This is a genomic window from Streptomyces sp. NPDC093260, assembly GCF_040683715.1.
Classification (GTDB): Bacteria; Actinomycetota; Actinomycetes; order Streptomycetales; family Streptomycetaceae; genus Streptomyces; species Streptomyces sennicomposti.
In genome coordinates this window covers 24,331-43,388 of record NZ_JBFBEK010000014.1, presented here as the reverse complement: position 1 = coordinate 43,388, position 19,058 = coordinate 24,331, and the positions used below count along the sequence as shown (strand labels likewise).

At 74.5% G+C, this 19,058-nt stretch carries 14 protein-coding genes; 4 read left to right on the top strand and 10 right to left on the bottom strand.

Annotated elements, in window-relative coordinates; translation table 11 throughout:
- Positions 1 to 64: 64 nt before the first annotated feature.
- Entirely contained in the window at positions 65 to 1,717 is a 1,653-nt protein-coding gene (locus AB0N63_RS19370; RefSeq protein ID WP_365530213.1) for an allantoin permease, read from the top strand.
- 83 nt (positions 1,718 to 1,800) lie between these two features.
- On the opposite strand, the gene sigJ is transcribed toward AB0N63_RS19370, so the two are convergent.
- Complete coding sequence (sigJ, locus tag AB0N63_RS19365; RefSeq protein WP_365530212.1) at positions 1,801 to 2,715, bottom strand: RNA polymerase sigma factor SigJ; 915 nt, start codon at positions 2,713 to 2,715, stop codon at positions 1,801 to 1,803.
- Positions 2,716 to 2,813: 98 nt separating this feature from the next.
- Between sigJ and AB0N63_RS19360 the strand changes: the two genes are divergently transcribed.
- Positions 2,814 to 3,197: a hypothetical protein gene (locus AB0N63_RS19360; protein WP_365530211.1), complete on the top strand. Its 384-nt coding sequence runs from the start codon at positions 2,814 to 2,816 to the stop codon at positions 3,195 to 3,197.
- Between the two features lie 77 nt (positions 3,198 to 3,274).
- Here the strand turns inward: AB0N63_RS19360 and AB0N63_RS19355 are convergent, their stop codons facing one another.
- Positions 3,275 to 4,255 (bottom strand): VOC family protein, encoded by a 981-nt coding sequence (locus AB0N63_RS19355; RefSeq protein WP_365530210.1) that lies wholly within the window; start codon positions 4,253 to 4,255, stop codon positions 3,275 to 3,277.
- Between the two features lie 95 nt (positions 4,256 to 4,350).
- A complete protein-coding gene (locus AB0N63_RS19350; protein WP_365530209.1) occupies positions 4,351 to 4,773 on the bottom strand; it encodes an ASCH domain-containing protein in 423 nt (140 codons plus the stop codon).
- Positions 4,774 to 5,157: 384 nt separating this feature from the next.
- Between AB0N63_RS19350 and AB0N63_RS19345 the strand changes: the two genes are divergently transcribed.
- Positions 5,158 to 7,263 carry a SpoIIE family protein phosphatase gene (locus tag AB0N63_RS19345; protein ID WP_365530208.1) on the top strand — a complete coding sequence of 702 codons (2,106 nt, stop codon included), beginning with the start codon at positions 5,158 to 5,160 and terminating at the stop codon, positions 7,261 to 7,263.
- Positions 7,264 to 7,327: 64 nt separating this feature from the next.
- Here AB0N63_RS19345 and AB0N63_RS19340 read toward each other — a convergent pair whose 3' ends face one another.
- The 6 genes from AB0N63_RS19340 to AB0N63_RS19315 all read right to left on the bottom strand — a co-directional run bounded on the left by AB0N63_RS19340 (position 7,328) and on the right by AB0N63_RS19315 (position 16,963).
- Positions 7,328 to 7,951 carry a lytic transglycosylase domain-containing protein gene (locus tag AB0N63_RS19340; RefSeq protein ID WP_365530207.1) on the bottom strand — a complete coding sequence of 208 codons (624 nt, stop codon included), beginning with the start codon at positions 7,949 to 7,951 and terminating at the stop codon, positions 7,328 to 7,330.
- Positions 7,952 to 8,070: 119 nt separating this feature from the next.
- On the bottom strand, positions 8,071 to 12,573 hold the full coding sequence (locus AB0N63_RS19335) for an AAA family ATPase (RefSeq protein WP_365530206.1): 4,503 nt from the start codon (positions 12,571 to 12,573) through the stop codon (positions 8,071 to 8,073).
- On the bottom strand, positions 12,570 to 13,475 hold the full coding sequence (locus AB0N63_RS19330) for a hypothetical protein (protein ID WP_365530205.1): 906 nt from the start codon (positions 13,473 to 13,475) through the stop codon (positions 12,570 to 12,572). Before AB0N63_RS19330 ends, AB0N63_RS19335 begins: the two co-directional genes overlap by 4 nt.
- 75 nt (positions 13,476 to 13,550) lie before the next feature.
- Positions 13,551 to 14,789: an MFS transporter gene (locus tag AB0N63_RS19325; protein WP_365530204.1), complete on the bottom strand. Its 1,239-nt coding sequence runs from the start codon at positions 14,787 to 14,789 to the stop codon at positions 13,551 to 13,553.
- Positions 14,790 to 15,142: 353 nt separating this feature from the next.
- Positions 15,143 to 16,081: an SDR family oxidoreductase gene (locus AB0N63_RS19320; protein WP_365530203.1), complete on the bottom strand. Its 939-nt coding sequence runs from the start codon at positions 16,079 to 16,081 to the stop codon at positions 15,143 to 15,145.
- A 282-nt stretch (positions 16,082 to 16,363) separates the two neighbouring features.
- A complete protein-coding gene (locus AB0N63_RS19315; RefSeq protein ID WP_365530202.1) occupies positions 16,364 to 16,963 on the bottom strand; it encodes a TetR/AcrR family transcriptional regulator in 600 nt (199 codons plus the stop codon).
- Positions 16,964 to 17,052: 89 nt separating this feature from the next.
- Here AB0N63_RS19315 and AB0N63_RS19310 point away from each other — a divergent pair, with 89 nt between their 5' ends.
- Positions 17,053 to 17,775, top strand: coding sequence for an SDR family NAD(P)-dependent oxidoreductase (locus AB0N63_RS19310; RefSeq protein ID WP_365530201.1), 723 nt, complete (start codon positions 17,053 to 17,055; stop codon positions 17,773 to 17,775).
- Positions 17,776 to 18,372: 597 nt separating this feature from the next.
- Here the strand turns inward: AB0N63_RS19310 and AB0N63_RS19305 are convergent.
- A complete protein-coding gene (locus AB0N63_RS19305; protein WP_365530200.1) occupies positions 18,373 to 19,011 on the bottom strand; it encodes a peroxiredoxin-like family protein in 639 nt (212 codons plus the stop codon).
- Between the last annotated feature and the right edge of the window lie 47 nt (positions 19,012 to 19,058).

Sequence of the window (19,058 nt, the reverse complement as noted above, 5' to 3'; positions counted from 1 at the left end):
GGAAACGAGCCGGTCACGACAGCGGGTCGTCCGGGGAAACAGGCGGTTCCTACCGTGACCGCTCATGGACACGAAGCCACGACTGTCGACGCCAGGCACCGCGAGGACCGCCGCCGACCAGGCGGTCAAGGAGACGCTGGAGGACTACACACTCCGTTTCGCGCCCCGCAGTTACCGCCGCTGGACCCCCATGGTCGTGGCCACCACCGCCCTCGGTGGCATCGCCTACATGGCCGACTTCTCCATCGGCGCGGGCATCGGCCTGACTCACGGTACCGGCAACGCCCTGGTGGCGATCGCGGTGGCCGCCGTGGTCATCTTCGTCACCGGCGTCCCGCTGGCGTACTACGGCGCCCGTTACAACCTGGATCTGGACCTGATCACCCGCGGCTCCGGCTTCGGCTACTACGGTTCGGTGCTGACCAGCGTCATCTTCGCCAGCTTCACCTTCATCTTCTTCGCCCTAGAGGGCTCGATCATGGCCCAGGGCCTTGAACTCGGCCTCCATCTGCCGGTGTGGATCGGCTACTTGGTCTCCACCTTCATGGTGATCCCGCTGGTGGTCTACGGCATGAAGGCGCTCAGCCGGCTCCAGGTGTGGACCACGCCCGTCTGGCTCGTGCTGATGGTCGCCCCCCTGGTGTATCTGATCGCCGAGGACCCCGGCAGCGTGGACCGGTTCCTCGCGTACGCGGGCACGGACGGCGACGGGGTCAACACGGCCTCGGTGCTGCTCGGTGCGGGTGTGTGCCTGTCGCTGATCGCGCAGATCGGCGAGCAGATCGACTACCTGCGCTTCATGCCGCCGAGGACCGGGGCGAACAGGCGCACCTGGTGGACCGCCGTGCTGATGGCGGGGCCCGGCTGGGTGGTGCTCGGCGCGTTGAAGCAGGTCATCGGCGTCTTCCTCGCCGTCTACATCCTGGCCAAGGTCGGCCCGGCCGCCGCCACCGAGCCGATCCAGCAGTTCCGCGGCGCGTTCGACGCGATGATGCCGTCCTGGCTGGTCGTCCCGCTCGCCGTGGTGCTGGTGGTGATCAGCCAGATCAAGATCAACGTGACGAACGCCTACTCCGGTTCGCTCGCCTGGACGAACTCCTTCACCCGCGTCACCGGGCACTACCCCGGCCGTATGGTCTTCGTGCTGGTCAACCTGGGCTTCGCGCTGGCCCTGATGGAAGCCGACATGTTCAGCTTCCTCAACGACATCCTCGGCTTCTACTCGAACTGCGCGATCGCCTGGGTCGTCACCGTCGCCACCGACATCGGCGTGAACAAGTACCTGCTCGCGCTCTCCCCGCGCCAGCCGGAGTTCCGGCGCGGCATGCTGTACGCCGTCAACCCCGTCGGAGTCGTCTCCTTCGTCGCCGCCTCGGGCCTGTCGATCGCCGCGTACTTCCACGCTTTCGGCGACACGCTCCAGCCGTACTCGCCCGTCGCCGCCGCCGTCATCGCCTTCGTGCTCACCCCGCTGATGGCGATCGTCACCAAGGGCAGGTACTACCTGCGGCGCGCCGACGACGGCATCGCCGAGCCGCTGCTCGACTCCGACGGCAATCCGAGCGCGGTCACCCTCGACTGCCACGTGTGCCTCAAGCCCTACGAGCGCCCCGACCTGACGGCCTGCCGGACCCACGACGCCGTGGTGTGCTCCCTGTGCCTGAGCACCGACAAGATCGGCGACCACGTACTGCCGGCGCAGCCTCCGGCGGCCTGAGTCCCGACGGTCCGCGGTGACCGGGGGCACGCATGGCGCAGAGCGGTGAACCGGCCCTCGACACGGGCCGGCCGCCGCGTGCCTCAGTCCTCGGTCGCCCACGGTCGCAGCTTCTCCGGGTTGCGGATCACCCAGATCCGGGTGACGACATCGTCGCGGACGTCGAAGGCGGCCACGGTGGCGACGGCGCCGTCCCGCAGGGCCACCAGGCCCGGCGTGCCGTTGACCGTGCGCTCCAGGAGTTCGAGTCCCGGCGCCCGGTCGGCGATGGCGGCCATGTACTGGGCGATGCGGGCCCCGCCCTCGACCGGGCGCGGGACGGTGCCGACCATGCCCCCGCCGTCGGCGGTCATCACGGCGGCCGGGTCGAGGAGTCCGACGAGGGCCGCGATGTCCCGGGTCTGCCACGCCTCCTTGACGTGCCTCACCACGTCGGCCCGGCGTGCCTCCGGCACCGGGGCGGCGTCGGGTGCGGCGGCCACCCGCCGCCGGGCGGCGGAGGCGAGCTGCTTGCAGGCCGCGGGGGTCCGGTCGAGGACGCCGGCGATCTCGGCGAACGGGTAGCGGAAGACGTCGTGCAGGACGAACGCCACGCGTTCGGCAGGCGTCATCGAGTCCAGGACGACGAGGAAGGCCATGGTCACCGACTCGTCCAGGACGATCTGGTCGGCGGGATCACCGGGACCGGCCGCGCCCGCGTGGTTCCACTCGGTGCGGTCGGGCAGCGGCTCGGGCAGCCACGCGCCGACGTAGCGTTCCCGGCGGGCGCGCGCCGAGCCGAGCAGGTCCAGGCAGATACGGCCGGTGACCGTGGTCAGCCAGGCGCCGGGGGACAGGATCTCCTCGCGCCGGGCGCGCGGCAGCCCGTACCAGCGTGCGTAGGCGTCCTGCACGGCGTCCTCCGCCTCGGTGACCGAACCCAGCAACCGGTAGGCGACGTTGATCAGTCGACGTCGCTCGCCGTCGATCCCGTCCACGCCGGTCCCGACAGTCCCCATGTGTACGGCCGCCCCCCGCCTTACCTTTCGCAGGCCCGTTTCGTCGGACCGGTGAGACCTTATCGACACTGCCCGAGGGCGGAAAAGGGGACTGTGACATGGCCACTGAGCTGACGGCGGACACCCGGCTCGCGAACGCGCGACGCCGCTTCCCGTTCCTGCGCATCGCGATCGCCGTGCAGACCCTGACCCTCTTCTTCCAGGCGGTCTCCGCGGGGCTGCTGCTGACCGCGCCGTACGGGGAGACGCTGCACGGTGCCGGAGCCCGGGTGATGTACGGGGCGTCGATGCTGTACGTGCTCGCGGCGGTGCTGGCGTGGAAGCCGGGTGGCGGCCCCTCCCGGCCCATCTGGCACGCGTCGGGGTTCCTCGCCCTCGCCTCGGTCCAGGTCGTGCTGGGCATCGCGCACGTGCCGTCGGTCCATCTCCCGCTGGGTGTCCTGATGTTCGGCCTGAGCGTGCTGGCGCTGGCCCGGCGCTGAGACGCGGTACGGGGCTCGCGCCGCCGGTCCGGGCGGGCATCACGCCCCGGTGCGTGATGCCCGCCCGACCGCCCCGGTCAGCCGTCGGAGTCGGGGTAGGTGCTGATCTCCACGAGGTTGCCGTCGGGGTCACGCAGATAGGTGCTCACGAAGGGGCCCCGGGCGCCGGTGCGCGGCACCGGGCCTTCCTCCGGGGTGATGCCGCAGGCCGCCAGGTGTGCCACGACCTGTGTCTGCGGGGTGTCGGTGACCAGGCACAGGTCGGCGCTGCCGGGGGTGGGGCGGGCGGCGTGCGGAAGGAGTTCGCGGCCGGCGGCGTGCACATTGATCTTGCTCGGGCCGAACGCCAGGGCGCGGCGGCCGTCGCCGAACGTCACCGGTTCCATGCCGAGGACGCGCCGGTAGAAGTCGACGGTCCGCTCGATGTCCGCGACGGTGAGCACCAGATGGTCGATGCCCGTGAGCCTCAGTCCCGTTGCGGCCTCCGGCCCGGCGTACGGTCCGAGCTGCCGTGCGCAGGCGGCCCACGCGTCGGCGGAGAGCAGGTCGCGGGCGCGGGCGAAGAGGCCGTACAGGGCGGCGCCGTGGCGCGCGGCCAGATCCTCGTTGTGCGCGAGGACGTCCAGTTCGTTGGCGGCGGTGATCTCCACGAAGGCGCGCAGGTCGGCGTCGGAGGGGGTGTGCTCGCCGCCGGTGAGGCGGTCGCGGAAGACCACCGGCCGGTCCCCGCCGAGCAGTGGGTACACGGCGTCCCGGTCGCAACTCCCGTAGAGGTGGACCAGCGCCTCGGCGCGCTCGCCGACGAGAGCGGCCAGTGTGGCGCGTTCGGTCGTCGCGAGCAGGGCCTCGTCGAACCCGTCGGTGCCGTAGGCGGCGTGGCACAGCCCGGCCGCCTGGACGTCGGGGTCGGCGCCCCACTTGGCCAACAGCTGTGCGACTCGGGACAGATGGGCGAGCAGGGTACCGCCGGGGTGGGGCAGGCGGTCGGCGCCGCGTTCGCGCAGGAAGTCCTCGACGTGGGTCAGGGGGTACTCGGGTTCGCTCGGGCTCGTCGTCACGTCACGAAGTCATAGCCGTGACGTGTCGGCCGGAGCAACCCGTTTCCGGTGACGCCGCGGCCTCGCTCCCCTGGACTGAAGCTGGTCGAGCGCGGTCAAGGGGTGTCGTTCCCGACCGCCCGGAAGCGCTGGGCGACGACGAGGGTGTCGTCGCCGACGACCGGCGTACGCCCCAGGAACTCGCTCACGCCCTCGCTCCGGAAGAACTCCTCGTGGGCCGTCTGCCACGCCGCGGCATCGTGGTAGCCGCGTCCCTCGGCGCGGGCGAAGTCGTCGTCGATCTCCTTCATGGGGACGACCCGTACGTCGACGAGTTCGATCGTGACGGCCGGACGCCCGTCGGAATCGAGCACCGCGAACCGCTGTCCGGCCGTCGGCACGGCCTCCCCTGCGTGCTCGTAGATCTCCAACAGCCCGGTGAGCGCGGTCTTCTCGCCGCTCTGGATCGCCGCGACGCCACGGTCGCGTTCCGGACCGGGAAAGGCGAGTTCGAGCGTCGGCAGCTCGTCGTGTCCCATCGGGCGAGCGTACGAAGCCCGAGCGCGCCGATCAAGGGGTGCCCGGTGACGAGATCCACCGCGTACGGCCGTCGGGGGGCGGCCGGCTGCGGGTGCCGCCGCCGGTGGCGCGTGTTCCCGGCCGGCCGGGAAGACGGCCGTACGGCTGGAGGGGCCTGTCACGGCAGGTGACTCCAGGCGCCGACTTCTTGCGCGTTCAATAATGCAGCGCCGAAAGGAACCCTCTCCGGCACGGCACTTTCCCGTGCCTCCCCCGCCCGCGCCGTTTGCGGACTCGGCGGCCGCGCTGTGCGATGGTGACCGTCACCGGTGTGAACCAGGTGGCGTAGCAGTTGATCAGGGCACTCGCGCCGGTGAGGTCGGCGGGCGGAAGGAGCGGGTGCGATGAGCGGAGAAGAGCGGCGCCTCGAGTGGCCGGACCGTCCGGGGGACGGCGCCGCGGCCCCGAGCGGGCTGCTGGACCTGCTGGGCGTCGCCGCGGTGCTGGTGGAGACCGACGGCCGCATCGACATGTGGAGCCCGCAGGCCGAGGAGCTGTTCGGCTACACCCGCGCCGAGGCCGTCGGCCGGTACGCCGCGCCGCTGCTCCTGCACCCCGAGCACCGGGAGGCCGCGATCAGGCTGTTCGCCGAGGTGATGGCGACCGGCCGGGGCTGGGCCGGGGCGTTCCCCGTGCGGCACAAGGACGGCAGCACCCGGCTGGTCGAGTTCCGCAACATGCGGCTGACGGACAGCCTCGGCGACCACTACGCCCTGGGCCTGGCCACCGACCGGTCCACGGTCCAGGAGGTGGAGCGGCAGGTCGCCCTGTCCACCCGGCTGGTCGCGCAGGCGCCGATCGGACTGTCCGTGCTGGACACCGGTCTGCGCTACCTCGCAGTCAACCCGGCCCTGGCCGCGATGCACGGCGTCGCCGAGGCCGACCACATCGGCCGGCGCTTCCGCGACCTCCTGCCGGGCCCGGCGTTCGAGGACGTGGAGCGGGCCATGCGGCAGGTCCTGGCCACCGGCGTCCCGGTCGTGGACCAGGAGGTGGTGGGGCTCACCGCCGCGGACCCCGAGCACGAGCACGCCTGGGCGGTGTCGCTCTACCGGCTGGAGGACCACCACGGCCATGTGCTGGGCGCCGCCAACGTGGTGGTGGACGTCACCGACCGGTACCGGGCGGCCAGGGAGGCCGACCGGGCGCAGCGCCGTCTGCGGCTGATGGCCACCGGTTCGGCCGGCATCGGCACCACGCTGGACGTGGAGCGCACCGCGCGGGAGCTGGCCGACGTCGTGGTGCCCGGCCTGGCCGACATGGTCGCGGTGGACCTGCTGGACTCGGTCCTGCAGACCGGTCGCACGGACGTGGGCGAGGAGCCGGCGCTGTTCCGCGCCCTGGCGGTGAAGATCGCCTACGCCACGGACGCCGAACGGGCGCTCGTCCCCCCGGGCCACCTCACCGCGTACCACGCCGGCCATCCGGCGGCCCACTGCGTCCGCACCCGGCGACCCGTGCTGATCACCCACCTGGACAGCGGGGACACCGGGCGCGTCGCCGCCGACTCCGACGCCGCCCGGCTGCTCGCCGAGGCCGGGGTGCACACCCACATGGCCGTGCCCCTCACCGCCCGCGGGCACGTCATCGGCGTGATGGGCCTGGCCCGCGCCCGCAACCCGCAGCCCTTCGACGAGGACGACCTCACCCTCGCCTGCGAGCTGGCCTCGTGCGCCGCGCTGAGCATCGACAACGCCGTCCTGCACCAGCACATCCGCAGCGCCGCCGAGACCCTCCAGCGCAGTCTGCTGCCGCGCCTGTCGCCCCGCCATCCCGGTCTGGAGGTCGCCGCCCGCTACCGGCCCGCCCAGGCTTTCAGCGAGGTCGGCGGCGACTGGTACGACGTGATCCCGCTGGACGGGGACCGGACCGCCCTGGCGGTGGGCGACGTCATGGGCAGCGGCATCCCGGCGGCCACCACGATGGGCCGGCTGCGCACCGCCACCTCCACCCTCGCCGACCTCGATCTGGGCCCGGCCCGCATCCTCACCCACCTGGACAAGATCACGCTGGGTCTCGACCCGTACATCGCCACCTGTGTGTACGCGGTCTACGACCCCCACCACGCACAGCTGCGGGTGGCCTCGGCCGGTCATCTGCCGCCGGTCCTCGTCCGGGCCGGGCAGGCGCCCGAACTCCTCGATCTGCCGAGCGGCATCCCGCTGGGGGTCGGCGGCGCCCCGTTCCAGGCCACCACGCTCCCGCTGCGGCCGGGTGACCAGCTGGTCCTGTACACGGACGGACTGGTCGAGACCCGCAACGACCCCATCGACGAGCGGCTGGAGGACCTGCTGCGGCTGCTGTCGGCGCCGTACGCCTCCGCGGAGGAGACCTGCGACCAGCTCCTCAAGCAACTGCGGCACCCGGCCGGGCACGACGACGTCGCCCTGCTCGTCGCCCGCGCGCACCCGCTGACGGCGGACGGCGTGCCGGGCCCGGCCCGGGACTGATCACACCCGGCGCCATACCCCTCGCGGGGCCGACCGCGCCGCCGTCGCCGCCGAGTGCGACCGCTCAGCCGGTCCCCTCGCCGTGCGGTCCGGCGTCGCGCTGTGCGCCGCCGTGTGCCAGGGCGTCGGCGGCCCGGCTCCGGAAGGCGCGGAACCGGCGCAGGTACGACCGTGCCATGGGGCCGGGCGGGACGCCGCGGGCGAAGGCCCGCATGTTGCGCTCGCCGGTGTTGTAGCCGAGGGCGAGGAGTTCGTCGCGGGTGTAGCGGCGCACATGCCGCCGCGGCAGGCTCCGGTCGAGGTCGCTCAGGTGCAGGGCCGCCGCGTGGACGGCGAAGGCCGGGTCCTCGCGCAGGTCCCGCCACGGCCGCGACAGGCCGTGGGTGCGGCGCACCCTCTCGAACGTCGCCCGGTGCATGTTGGCGACCCCGAAGGACGCCCCGGGCTTCCACCACTGCCACAGGCGTTCCAGCAGCGGGTGGTGGGGTTTGTACGCCTCGTTGTGGAGCACGGTCATCACGAGCAGGGGCGGCACCCCGGCCGTCTCGGCGGCACGCACCACGTGTGCGGCGTAGTCGGCCGGGTCGTAGCCGCCGGGCCGCAGCGGCGGCGTCCTGGCCGCGCCGCCGTCGCCGTCCGCCGGCTCCACCGGCCGCCGCTCCGGCGCCGCCGCGGTCCGCTCGCTCATCCCCGCCCGCCTTTCCCCTGCCGTCCGCCCTCGCCCGGGCCGGCAGGCCGTCCGCTGTCCTGAGACCCGCATGCCCCCGCGCCCCCGCCTCAACCACGGTTCACACCACCGGCCCGCGGTCACCCGCTTGCCGGGCGCGCAGCCGGGCGCCGGTTCGGCGGTACGTCACCCCGCCGCCGCCCGCTCCGCTCCCAGCCGTCCTCGGTGCGCCGCCGACGCCCCGTGTCGAACGCGTAGACGTCCTTGTCCGCGCAGACCACGAGCCGCCCGCCGGGGGCGAGGTCCAGCGCGTCCACCGCGACCGGGCCGGGCAGGGCGAACGTGTCGACGTGCCGTGCGGCCCGGAACGGATGCCGGCCGTGGTCCGCTTCCCACACGGTCACCCGGCCCGTGCCGTCGCCCGTGGCCAGCAGCAGCCGCCCTTCCAGCAGGCGCGCCGCGAGCGCGGTCGGCGCGGCCGGGTGTTCCGCGACGACGGCCCCGTGATCCGTCGTGCCGTCCCAGAGGCGTACGGTGCCGTCCGCGCCCGCGACGACGGCCAGCGGGCGGCCGTGCGAGCGGACGCAGGCCACCGCCCTCGCCGGCACCGGGCTCTTCAGCTCCCGTACCTCGTGGGCCGGGCCGAGCAAGCGCCACAGGCGTACCGGCCCGTCCTCCTGCGCGGAGACGACGGCGAGCCGGCCGCCCTGCGGGGCGCAGGCCAGCGCCGTCACCCGGGCGGTGTGGCCGCGCAGGTCACGCAGCGGGGCGCCGCTGATCAGGTCCCACACCCGCAGGCAGTGGGTGTGGTCCGCCGTGACGGCGACGGTCTCCCCGCGGTGACGGCCGATCGCGGCGGCCGTGGCCCAGCGGCGCGCGTACGGTTCCATCGTGATGCCCCTGGCCAGGTCCCACACCTCCGCCGGCCGGTTGACGGCCAGGGTCAGCGCATAGGCGCGGCCGTCGACGGCGGTCGCCGCGACGCCAGTGAACAGGGAGACGCCGTCGCCGACATGGCGTACGGCGGGGGTGCCGGTCTCCGCCCACCAGCTGCGGATCGTGAGGTCGCGGCCCGTCGTCACCACCATCGGCCGGCCGCCGCGCAGCAGCGAGGCGACACCGCTGACGGCGCGGGTGTGACCGTCGCTGGCGGAGCCCGGCGGCGGGGTCAGGTCGCACACGTGCAGCGTGCCGTCGGCCGCGCCGACGAGCGCGGTGGTGGCGTCGCCGCCGGGGGTGTCGGTGTGCAGGGCGGTGAACCGCACGGCCGCCGCGGGAGCGCCCACCGCGGAGCCGGCCGGCCGTCGGGGCGCGGAGGAGGCGACCAGGCGGCGGGTCTCCAGGTCGAGCACGTGCAGGGAGGCGTCCTCGCAGGCGACGACGGCGACGGGGCGGCCGCCGAGTTGCGCGCAGGAGACGGCCGTGGCGGGTGAGGGCGGCGCCCAGGCGGCGACGCCGCGCGGCGGGGAGAGCCGGCGCAGGGACCAGATGCGCACCGCCTGCCGGTCGGCGGTGACGGCGACCGGCAGGCCGTGGACGAGGGCGCAGCCGACCGCGCGTAACGGTGGGCGGTCCGGTACGGCGGCCGAGGCCGTGCTCCGGCCCTCCGCGGGGTCCCAGAGGTGGAGGACGCCCTGGGAGTCGCCGGTGACGATGACCTCCCGGCCCAGTCTCGCGGCCGGGGTGGCCGCGGCGGGGTCGGCGTCGACGGTCGACGTCGCCAGGTTCCCGGTGCAGCCGTCCGGCAGTTCCAGCCGGTGCTGGAGCGGGGCCGCGGTGGCGAGGTCCCAGGTCCGCAGGACGCCGTCCTCGGCGGCGCCGACCACGATCCGCCGGCCGAGCAGACCGAGGGTGACCAGGCCCGTCACCGCTGCCGGCGGCTCCTCGCCGGCCGGGCGGTCCGCGGTGTGCCCCTCGCCGGTGGCGAGGTCGTGGACGTGCACGGCGCCGGTCGCGGTGCCGGTGACGAGCAGCTTGCGGCCCTCGCAGTCGGCGGCGGTCAGCGCCGTCAGGGGCTCGGCGGCGGCGCGGACGGGGAGTTCCAGCGGACGGCCGGTGGCCAGGTCCCAGGCACGCGGTTCCGGGCCGTCTGCGGCGACGGCGATCTGCCGTCCGGCCAGCTTCGTACGGCAGAGGGCGACGACTGGCCCGCCGGCGCCGTAGGCCAGGGGCTGTACGGACAGGGCGGCGCGGGAGCTGCCGGCCGCTGCCCACGCCGGACGCCACCGGCCGGGCGGGCAGCTCACGTTCAGCTCGGCCAGCAGGGCGGTGTGCCGGTGCCGGGCGGCGTCGCAGGCGAGGATGTGGCGGCGTTCGTCCGGGCCCGCGCTCCGGTGCAGATCGAGGTGGTCGCGGTAGACGGCCGCGGCCAGGCGCGCCTCGTCGGAGCGTAGTCCGTGCAGCAGCGGTGCCAGGCCGGAGGGGTGGGCGTGCACCAGGAACCCGGCGTCGCCGACCAGTTCGTCCAGGCGCCCGGCGGCGGCCGCCTTGGCGGGCAGCCGGCGCAGCAGGTACGGGTCGGCCTCGCGCCACTGCCGGCGGCCGGCGGCGTCGCGCGGTACGGCGCGCAGCATCCGCCGGTACCAGTGGTCCTCGGCGTCGGGAGGCGCGTCGTGCCGCAGGTCGTCGGCGAGCGCCTGGTGGTAGAGCCGGTAGACGCAGCGTCCGTCCTCGTCGAGGCTTTCGACCAGGTAGGGGCCGACGGCGTCGCTGCGCAGCAGTTCCAGCAGGTCTTCGGTGGTCCGGCCGGCCAGGTCGGGCCGGGGCGCCGCGAGCGCCGCCCAGTGAGTCAGGGGCATGCCCTGGCCGTCGGCGTAGGCGAGCGGTCTGAGCAACCGCCGTACGCGTACGACCTCGTGGGGCGGGAACTGCTGGGCGAGGGCCCAGCGGAAGGCCCGGCCGATCGCGGCGGCGGGACCGCCCGTGGTGTCGGGCAGGTCCGGAGCGACGGGTTCGGCCGGGCCCGGCGGGGTGACAGCGGCCGTCGCGCGGGCGATGAGCCGGGCCACCAGGTAGAGGGGGTGCGCCCTGCCCGCGATCTCGGCGGCCGTGGCGGTGACGAAGGCGTCGGGGAGCCGGGTGTCGCTGCCGGGGCCGTGCGGGGCGCGCAGCAGTCGCTCGCAATAGGCGGTGAGGTCGCCGACGGCCGTCCACTTCGCTTCGGCGAGGTCCATCTTGTGCACCGGGAGCCCGGCCGCGGTGAGCACGCCGACGATGTGGGGCCGGGTGCCGATCAGCAGGCGCAGGCGGGGCGACTCGGCGACCAGGTGGGTGAGGAAGCGGGCGATGCGGCGTTCCTCGTCGTGGGTGACGCCGGACTCGTCGAGCGCGTCGACGACGACCGTGGCGACGGAGTCCAGGCGGTCGAGGCGTTCGCGCAGCCCGCTCTCGGTGGGCTCGGCCGCCTGCACGGCGGCGGCGAGGGCGGCGACGACCTGGGGCAGGGTGAGGGCGCGGGCGTGCACGGCGGCGGTGATGGCGCCGCGCCGCGGTGCGGTGCCGGGCGTCACGGTGCCGGCCGGGACGGTGTCGCGGACGTCCGGGTCGGCCAGGGCGACGAGGCGGCCCAGGAGCGCGGACTTGCCGACGCCGGGCGGGCCGGTCACGACGGCGAGGCGGGTGGCCGGGTGGCGCTCGCCGCCGAGCCAGGCGGCGAGTTCTCTCAGGGCGCGGGTGCGGCCGGTGAAGTAGTGGCCGGTGTCGGCGGCCGTCTGCCGTCCGGTGCCGCGCGGAGTGAAGTGCTCGGCGAGATCCGTCCGCCGGCGGCGCTGCTCGGCGAGTTCGTACGGTACGGCACGGCCCAGGGCGCGGACGAAGTAGCGCTGTTCGGCGACGTCGAACTCGCTGCCCGCGGTGCGTAGTTCGGGTACGTAGTGCGGGTTCGGGAAGAAGCCGGTGGTGGGGTCGCCGGGCACGGTGTCGTCGCACAACTGGGCCCAGTCGGCGCGTTGTTCGATGCCGCGCCGCTGGAACTCGGCGTTGAGGGCGCCGGTCAGGTCGGGCAGGCTGATGTGGCTGGCGCGGTGCCCGAGGCGGGCCTCGTCGGCGAGGACGTGGGCGAGCGCGGCGCTGAAGGCGCCGTCCTGTGCCTCGTCGGTGATCCGGGCGGCGCTGAGCACGCCGAAGGACTCGAGGTACCGGTGGTCGGCGCCGGGCGCGTGGGCGAGGGCGAGTTTGGCCCGGACGGCGTGGCGTACGGCGTCCACCGCGCCCTGTCCGGCGTAGCAGGCGTCCAGGACGAGCAGGAGCCGCCGTACACCTTTGAGGGCGGGCAGTTCCACGAGGTGGCGGGCGGCGAGCGCGCTGACGCGCACTTCGGCGGCGCCCGGGTCGGAGTCGGCGCACATCAGGTAGTGGGCGCCGCCCTCCTCCTGACCGTGGCCGCTGTAGTGGACGAGGAGGGTGTCCGCGTCGTCGAAGCCGTCGGTGAGCCAGCGCAGCAGGGGGCGCAGCACGTCGTCGGGGGTGGGCGGGTCAAGGATGCCGTCGGGGAAGGCGGGCACCGGTTCGTACCCGAGTCCGGCCAGGGCGGCGAGGACGGCCGGGAGGTCCTTGGCGACGCCGGGCAGCGCGGGCAGTTCGGCGTGCGTGTAGCGTGCGGCGCCGACGGCGAGCGCGTAGCGTCGCGGCGTGGCCGCGCTCATCGGGCCGCCACGAGGCCCTCGCCGATGGCCGCGCCGGTCTCGCGGGCGGTCAGGTGGCGCAGCGCGTCGTGCGCCTTCCAGCCGTTGGCCACGGGGATGTCGCGCAGTACGGCGCCGGGTCGTGCGTCGGCCGTTCCGGGGCGGGGTGCGAACAGTGGGCTGAGTTCCTTGACCGAGGCGACCACGTCGTTCCGGTCCGCGAGGTTGGTCCAGCGGTCCAGGCCGGCCGGCCAGTGACCGTGCCCGGCGGCGGGGGCGGGGCGCAGCCGGTCGAAGACGAGGGCGGGCATGCCTAGCGGGGAGCCGAGGGTGACCAGGGTGCGCACGGGCCGGTCGGGCCGGGCGCACAGGCTCTCGTAGGCGACGACGGAGCCCAGCGAGTGGCCGACGAGGACGGTGGTGTCGGGGCCGATCCGGGCGTCGACGGCCGCGGCGGCGCGGGCGCGCACGGTGTCATCGGTGAAGTAGCGGCGCACCTGCCGCAGCACGCCGAGCAGGAACCGTTCGGCCACCGGCCCCGGCAGGAACGGTGAGCGCAGCAGGACGTTCAGCGCGCGCTGGAGGCTGCGCGGGGTGGGGGCCTTGGTCGTGGCGCGGGCGGCCGGGTCCGCCGTCGGCGCGGCGGCGGCCGCCAGGGCTTCCAGCAGGGCCTGTTCGTAGGGATCGGTGAGGTCGGCGACGGAACGCGGCGCGGGCGGTTCGCCCTTGCGGCCCACGGCGCGGAAGGCGTCTCCGTAGAACGCGACGTCGATGTCGTCCGGGGTGAGGGCGGGGTCGGTGATGTCCCCTGCCGTGGCGGCGAGTTCGACGCCGTCGGCGAGGGCGGCGGCGACCGGGTCCCGCAGACTGCGCCGCCCGACGTATTCCTGCCCGATCCCGTGCACCACCACGACGCGCGCCACGTCGTCCCCCTCTCGCCGCCACCGTTACTCCTCCATGATTCCGCAAGTGGCCTCGCCAGGAGGGGCAGTTGGGCGCTACGGGGTGTGCTGGAGCGTGTCGGTGCGGGCCACCGGGTCCGCCGCCTCGGCCGCGCGCCGGTGGGCGGCCCGGCGGGCGACCGGGTCCATGACGTACGCGGCCACCGCCGTCAGCAGGCCGAGCAGCAGCCAGCCGGGGGCGCCCCGGTCCAGGAGCAGCCAGGTCACGATCAGCGGACCGAGGGTGCGGGCGACGGTCACTCCGGTTCCGAACAGCCCCTGGTACTCCCCCATCCGGTCGGCCGGGGCGAGGGCGAAGGAGAGCTGCCACGATCCGGCCGACTGCTGCATCTCCGCCACGACCTGGAGTACCGCGCCGGCGGTCAGGATCGCGGTCGCGGGCCACGCCGACCGTCCCGCCGACAGCGCGAACACCGCGCAGGATGCGGCCGTCACGAGCCCGGACCGGCGCAACACCCTGACGGCGCTGCCGAGTCCGGTCACGGATCTCGCCGTGCGCACCTGGAACAGCGTCACCGCGAGGGTGTTGAGGACGAACAGTCCGGACGCGAGCCAGGCGGGCGCCCCGGTGCGTTCGGTGATCCACAGCGGCAGCGCGAGGCTGAGCAGCGGCAGCCGCAGCAGCAGCACGGTGTTGAGGAGGGCGAGCAGGGAGTACGGCCGGTCGCGGAGCACCGCGAACCGCCGCCCGCCGCCCGCACCGGCGGGCGCGGGGACGCGTACGGCGGGCAGCCGCAGCAGGAGCAGCGCGCAGACGAGGAAGCAGAGCGCGTCCAGGGCCAGCGCGCCCCGGTACGCCGGAGCCGTCCCGACGCTCAACGCCACCCCGCCGAGCGCCGCGCCCACCGCCAGTCCGCCGTTGAGCGTCGACTGCAGGCGCGCGAGCAGTCCGGTCCGTTCCCCGGCCGCCACCAGGTGGGCCAGCAGCGCCTGGCGGGCCGCGGCGAGCCCGGACTGGGCGGCGGCGTAGCAGCAGGCCGTGAGGACGAACGGCGCGAACCCCCGGACCAGCAGGAAGGAGGCGACCGCCGCGGCGGTGCCGAGCGCCAGCAGCACCGACGTACCGCGCGGCCCGTGCCGGTCCGCGAGCCGCCCGACCGGCACACCGACCAGCGAGCCGACTCCCCAGGCGAGGGTCAGCCCGAGTCCGACCCGGGCCGGGGCGAGTCCCGCGATCCGGGTGAAGTACAGCGCCGAGGTCACGTAGTAGGCGCCGTCGCCGATGGAGTTGGCGAGCTGGGCGAAGGCCAGGGAGCGGCCCGGTCGGTGCGTCATACCGGTGACGGTAGAGGGTCGGTGGACCGCTGGTCAGACCCAATCCCGGTCCGTCCCGCTGCCCCACTTCCGGTTCGCCCGCTCCGTGGGCCCGCCGGGGAGCTGGCCGTCACGGTGGATCACTCCGCTGGTGTCCCGTACCGTCCCCCGGCGACCCCTGGGGTCTTCCGTTTGGACCAGGCCGGATCAGGGAGCGGGGTCCGGTGAGGGGGGGCGCCTCCCACCCCGTCCAGGCAGTGGGGGAGCGTCACAAGGCGGAGGAGGGCGGCATGGCGGAGCCATGGCGACCGACGACGACACCGTGAGGGGCGGTGCCAGACCCCGCGGGCCCGGCATGATCCAAGTGAAATGCCCTAGTCGAGGCCGGGCGGAGAGGGCCGGTGGGCTGACCGGTGGGCGTCGAGGTCGGCGCGGCCGCCGGCGCCGAGGACTCCGGTGTCGGCGACCAGGCGCGTCGAGGACTGGCGGCGCAGTTCCCGCCGGGCGACCCGGGTGACGAGGGGCGGGAAGGCGGGGCGCAGGGGCTGGCACCAGCGCAGCCAGGGGGGCGCGTAGATCTGGTGGGCCCGGTGGGTGATCCCGGCGGTCAGCCAGTCGGCGACCTGGGCGGTGCTGTGCACGGCGCGGGTGAAGCGGGGCTGGTTGCGCCTGAGGGCCCGCAGGACGGGGTGGTCGTCGATGCCGGTGACCATGTCGGTGGCGGTCCAGTGCAGATAGGCGATGCCGACGGTGATCCCGTCGGGTTCGACCTCGCCGCGCAGGGCCTGGGCGAAGGACTCGACGCCGGCCTTGGAGGCGCAGTAGGCGCTCATCATCGGGGCGGAGCCGAACGCGGCGGTCGAGGCGATCTGGAGGAAGTAGCCGCGGGTGCGGGTCAGTTGGGGCAGGAATGCCCGGGCGGTGTTGGCGGAGCCGGTGAGGTTGACGTCGACGACCCGCTGCCACAGGTCCGCCGGGGTGTGCGCGAAGGGGCCGGCGGCGGCGATGCCGGCGTTGGCGACGACCACGCTCGCCGGTCCCAGCTCGGCGGCGATCCGGCGGGCGGCGTGTGCGAGCGCGGCGGGGTCGGTGACGTCGGCCTCGACGCAGACGGTCGGGCCGGGCAGGGACTCGGCCGCGCGGCACAGGGTCTCCTCCTCTCGCCCGACCAGCGCGACGAGCATCCCGGCCTCGGACAGGCGCCGGGCGAGGGCCTTGCCGACCCCGCGCGCGGCGCCGGTCACGACCGCGACCCGGCCCCGCAGCGGCGGGACGGGACGGCGGCGCCGGCCGGATCCGGGGATGACACGCATGGGCTCTCGTTCCGTCGCGGCCGTCTGCCCCACCGACAGCGGCATCCCTACCGGCATACCCGGTCGGCGCCGTCCGCTCCGGCACTGCCACCCGATCGGCGCAGCCCCGGAATGACCAGGGGGTCGGGACGGTGGACCGTCCCGGCATGCTCCGGGCGAAGCGGCCGCACCCGGTCTTCCCGCATCCGGTCTTCCCGCATCCGGTCTTCCGCCCCCGCCCGCCGCTTGGGCGGCGCACGCCGCCGTCCCGCCCGGGCGTGCCATTTGAAGCGGGAGCGGCGGTCAACTCCCGCGCGGGTTCAAAAGGTTGTCGGCGATGATGTCCACCAGGGCAGGTGAGACGGGCGAGCCGGTCAGGGCGCGGTAGACGAGCGGGCCGGTGATCGCGTCGAGCGTGGTGTCGGGGTCGAGATCGAGTGCGACCTCGCCGGCGACGATCGCTCGCCTGAGCATGTCGCGTTCCTGGGCGCGGCGGGGGCCGAGGTAGCGCTCGTGGAAGCGCTCGGCCGTGCCGGGGTCGTGCTGCGCCTCGGCGAGCAGGGCGAGCAGCACCTTCCCGGCGGGATCGTCCGTGAGGAAGCGCGCGAAGTCGCGGAGGTAGCCGCGGACGCTCTCGGCCGTGGGCTGCTCCGTCGGCACGGGCAGCCGTTCGCCGCTGTCCTCGATGAGGGTGTCGAGCAGGATCTCGACCTTCGAGGGCCACCAGCGGTAGATCGTCTGCTTGGCGACCCCGGCCCGGCGGGCGATCGCCTCGACGGTCAGCGCGCCGAAGCCGCGCTCGGCGAGCAGGTCGTCCGCCGCGTGCAGCACGGCGAGACGTGCGGCCTCGTCGCGCCTGTTGCCGGAGCGCGGCCGGCGGGGCTGGGGGCTGGCTGCGGACATGCGGCACACCCTACCGGGCAGTCGGCCCCACCTGTTGTCTAGACGCAACGCCGCGTCTACTGTGAGGCCTCGACCACCGAGGAGTGAACATGTCCGTCATGCCCGACCAGCCGGCCCCCCTCTCCGACCGTCACGCCCTTCTCATCGGAGCCTCCCGCGGGTTAGGGCTCGCCCTCGCCGGCGAACTCGCCGGGCGCGGCTGGCAGGTCATCGCCACCACGCGCCGACCGGGCGGTGAGCTGCGGGTGCGCGCCGACGCCTCGAACGGACATCTGACCGTCGAAACCCTGGAGATGACCAGCTTCGCACAACTCGTCGCTCTGCGTGAGCGCTTGAAGGGCCGTCGGCTCGATCTGGTCTTCGTCAACGCGGCCATCGACCGGGGTGACCTGCCGATCCACGAGGTTCCGACGGCCATGTTCACCGAAGTGATGATCACCAACGCGCTCAGTCCGCTGCGCGTCCTCGAAGCCCTCCACGACCTCGTCGCGCCCGGCGGAACCGTCGCGGTCATGTCCTCCGAGCAGGGCAGCGTCTCGCTCAACACCGAGGGCGGCTACGAGCTGTACAAGGCGAGCAAGGCCGCGCTGAACCAGCTGATGCGCAGCTACGCCACCCGCCACGCCGGCGACGGGCACACCAAGCTGCTCATCGACCCCGGCCACAACCGGACCCGGCTCGGCGGACCCGATGCGCCCCTGGTCCCCGAGGAGAGCATTCCGGCCGTCGCCGACGTCCTGGAGGCGGCGCACAAGGGCGGGTCCGGCGACCTGCGCTTCCTGGACCGCCACGGGGCGACCGTCCCCTGGTGAGGCGTACGGGGCGACCGTCCTCCGGTGAGAAGCCGGGCAGTCGGGTCCGGCGGCGACGGCTCCGCCGTGGCGTTCGGCAGGGCCGGGACGGAGCCCTCGCCGCTGGGGGCGGCGTCGACGCGGGCGCGGACATGAGCCCCGGTGACGGGGCTGCTCAACGGGTGGTCCGACGGCCAGTCCAGCATGTGCCGCAGCACGTCGGCGGCCCGGGGCAGCCGGTCGATCCGCTCCCGCACGGCGGCGTGTCCGGCCTCGGTCAGGCCATGGCGTTCGGCGGCGTCCTCGCTGGTCATCACGGTGGCGGTGTCGGCGAGCGTCATCATGCCGTCGTCGTGCCACGGCCGCGCGCAGGCGAACCGCCCCAGGCCCGCGCGGTCGTACTGGCGCGCCCGGCCGCGCCGCGCGGTTAACCGGATCAGCCCGCGCCCCTCGCAGTAGCGCGGTGTCGGCACCGAGACCCCGAAGACGCGGTCGACCTCGCCACCCACAAAGAGCGGGGCAGCATGATCCGCCGCTATGTCATCCGGCGAAACCGCCCTGCCGACGACGGGCGCCTACGCGCCGTCGTCGGCAGGGCACACGGTGCCTGATGCGGCACTAGCGTTGCCCGTCGGCCGTCTGTGCGTCCGTACGATCGGCCGCCGGTGCGTCCGTGCGGACGGCCGACCGCGCCGCGAGTTCCAGCAGTTCGTCCACCGGCCACTGGTCGTAGGCGTGTTCGCCGTACTTGGCGGCCAGGATTCGACCGTCGCGGGCGAGGAGGAAGTCGGCGGGCAGGCCGAGTCGGCCGCCGTGCGGGCTGCGGGAGGGCAGGCGCTCGCGCCCGCGCGCCACCTGCCACGCGCCGCTGAGGACCGCCCATGCGAGGGGCCCCCACACTCGCGGGCTGAGCAGGGCGCGGGGCGACCGCTCCACGCCGAAGTCCGCGTACAGCCGCTGGGCCGGGTCGGCGACGACGGCGAACGGGAGGTCCGCGGTGTGCGGCGCCAGCTCCTGCGCGGGCGAGTGGAAGACCACGACCTCCCGCACCCCGGCGGCCTCGATCTCCCCGTGCCGCCGTACCACCGAGCGCAGATGCAGATTGCACACCGGGCAGCCGGCGAAACGGCGGAACTGGAGATGGACGAGCCGCTCGGGGTCGGGCACGGCGACCCGTTCGCCACAGACGGCGGTGAGCGAGCGGGTCTCGACGGTGGAGCCGGGTTCCAGCCGGCCGCGGGAGGTGCGCATGGGCATCCCTTCGTAGGCGTATGCCGTACGCCTACCAGCGTAGGCGTATGTCG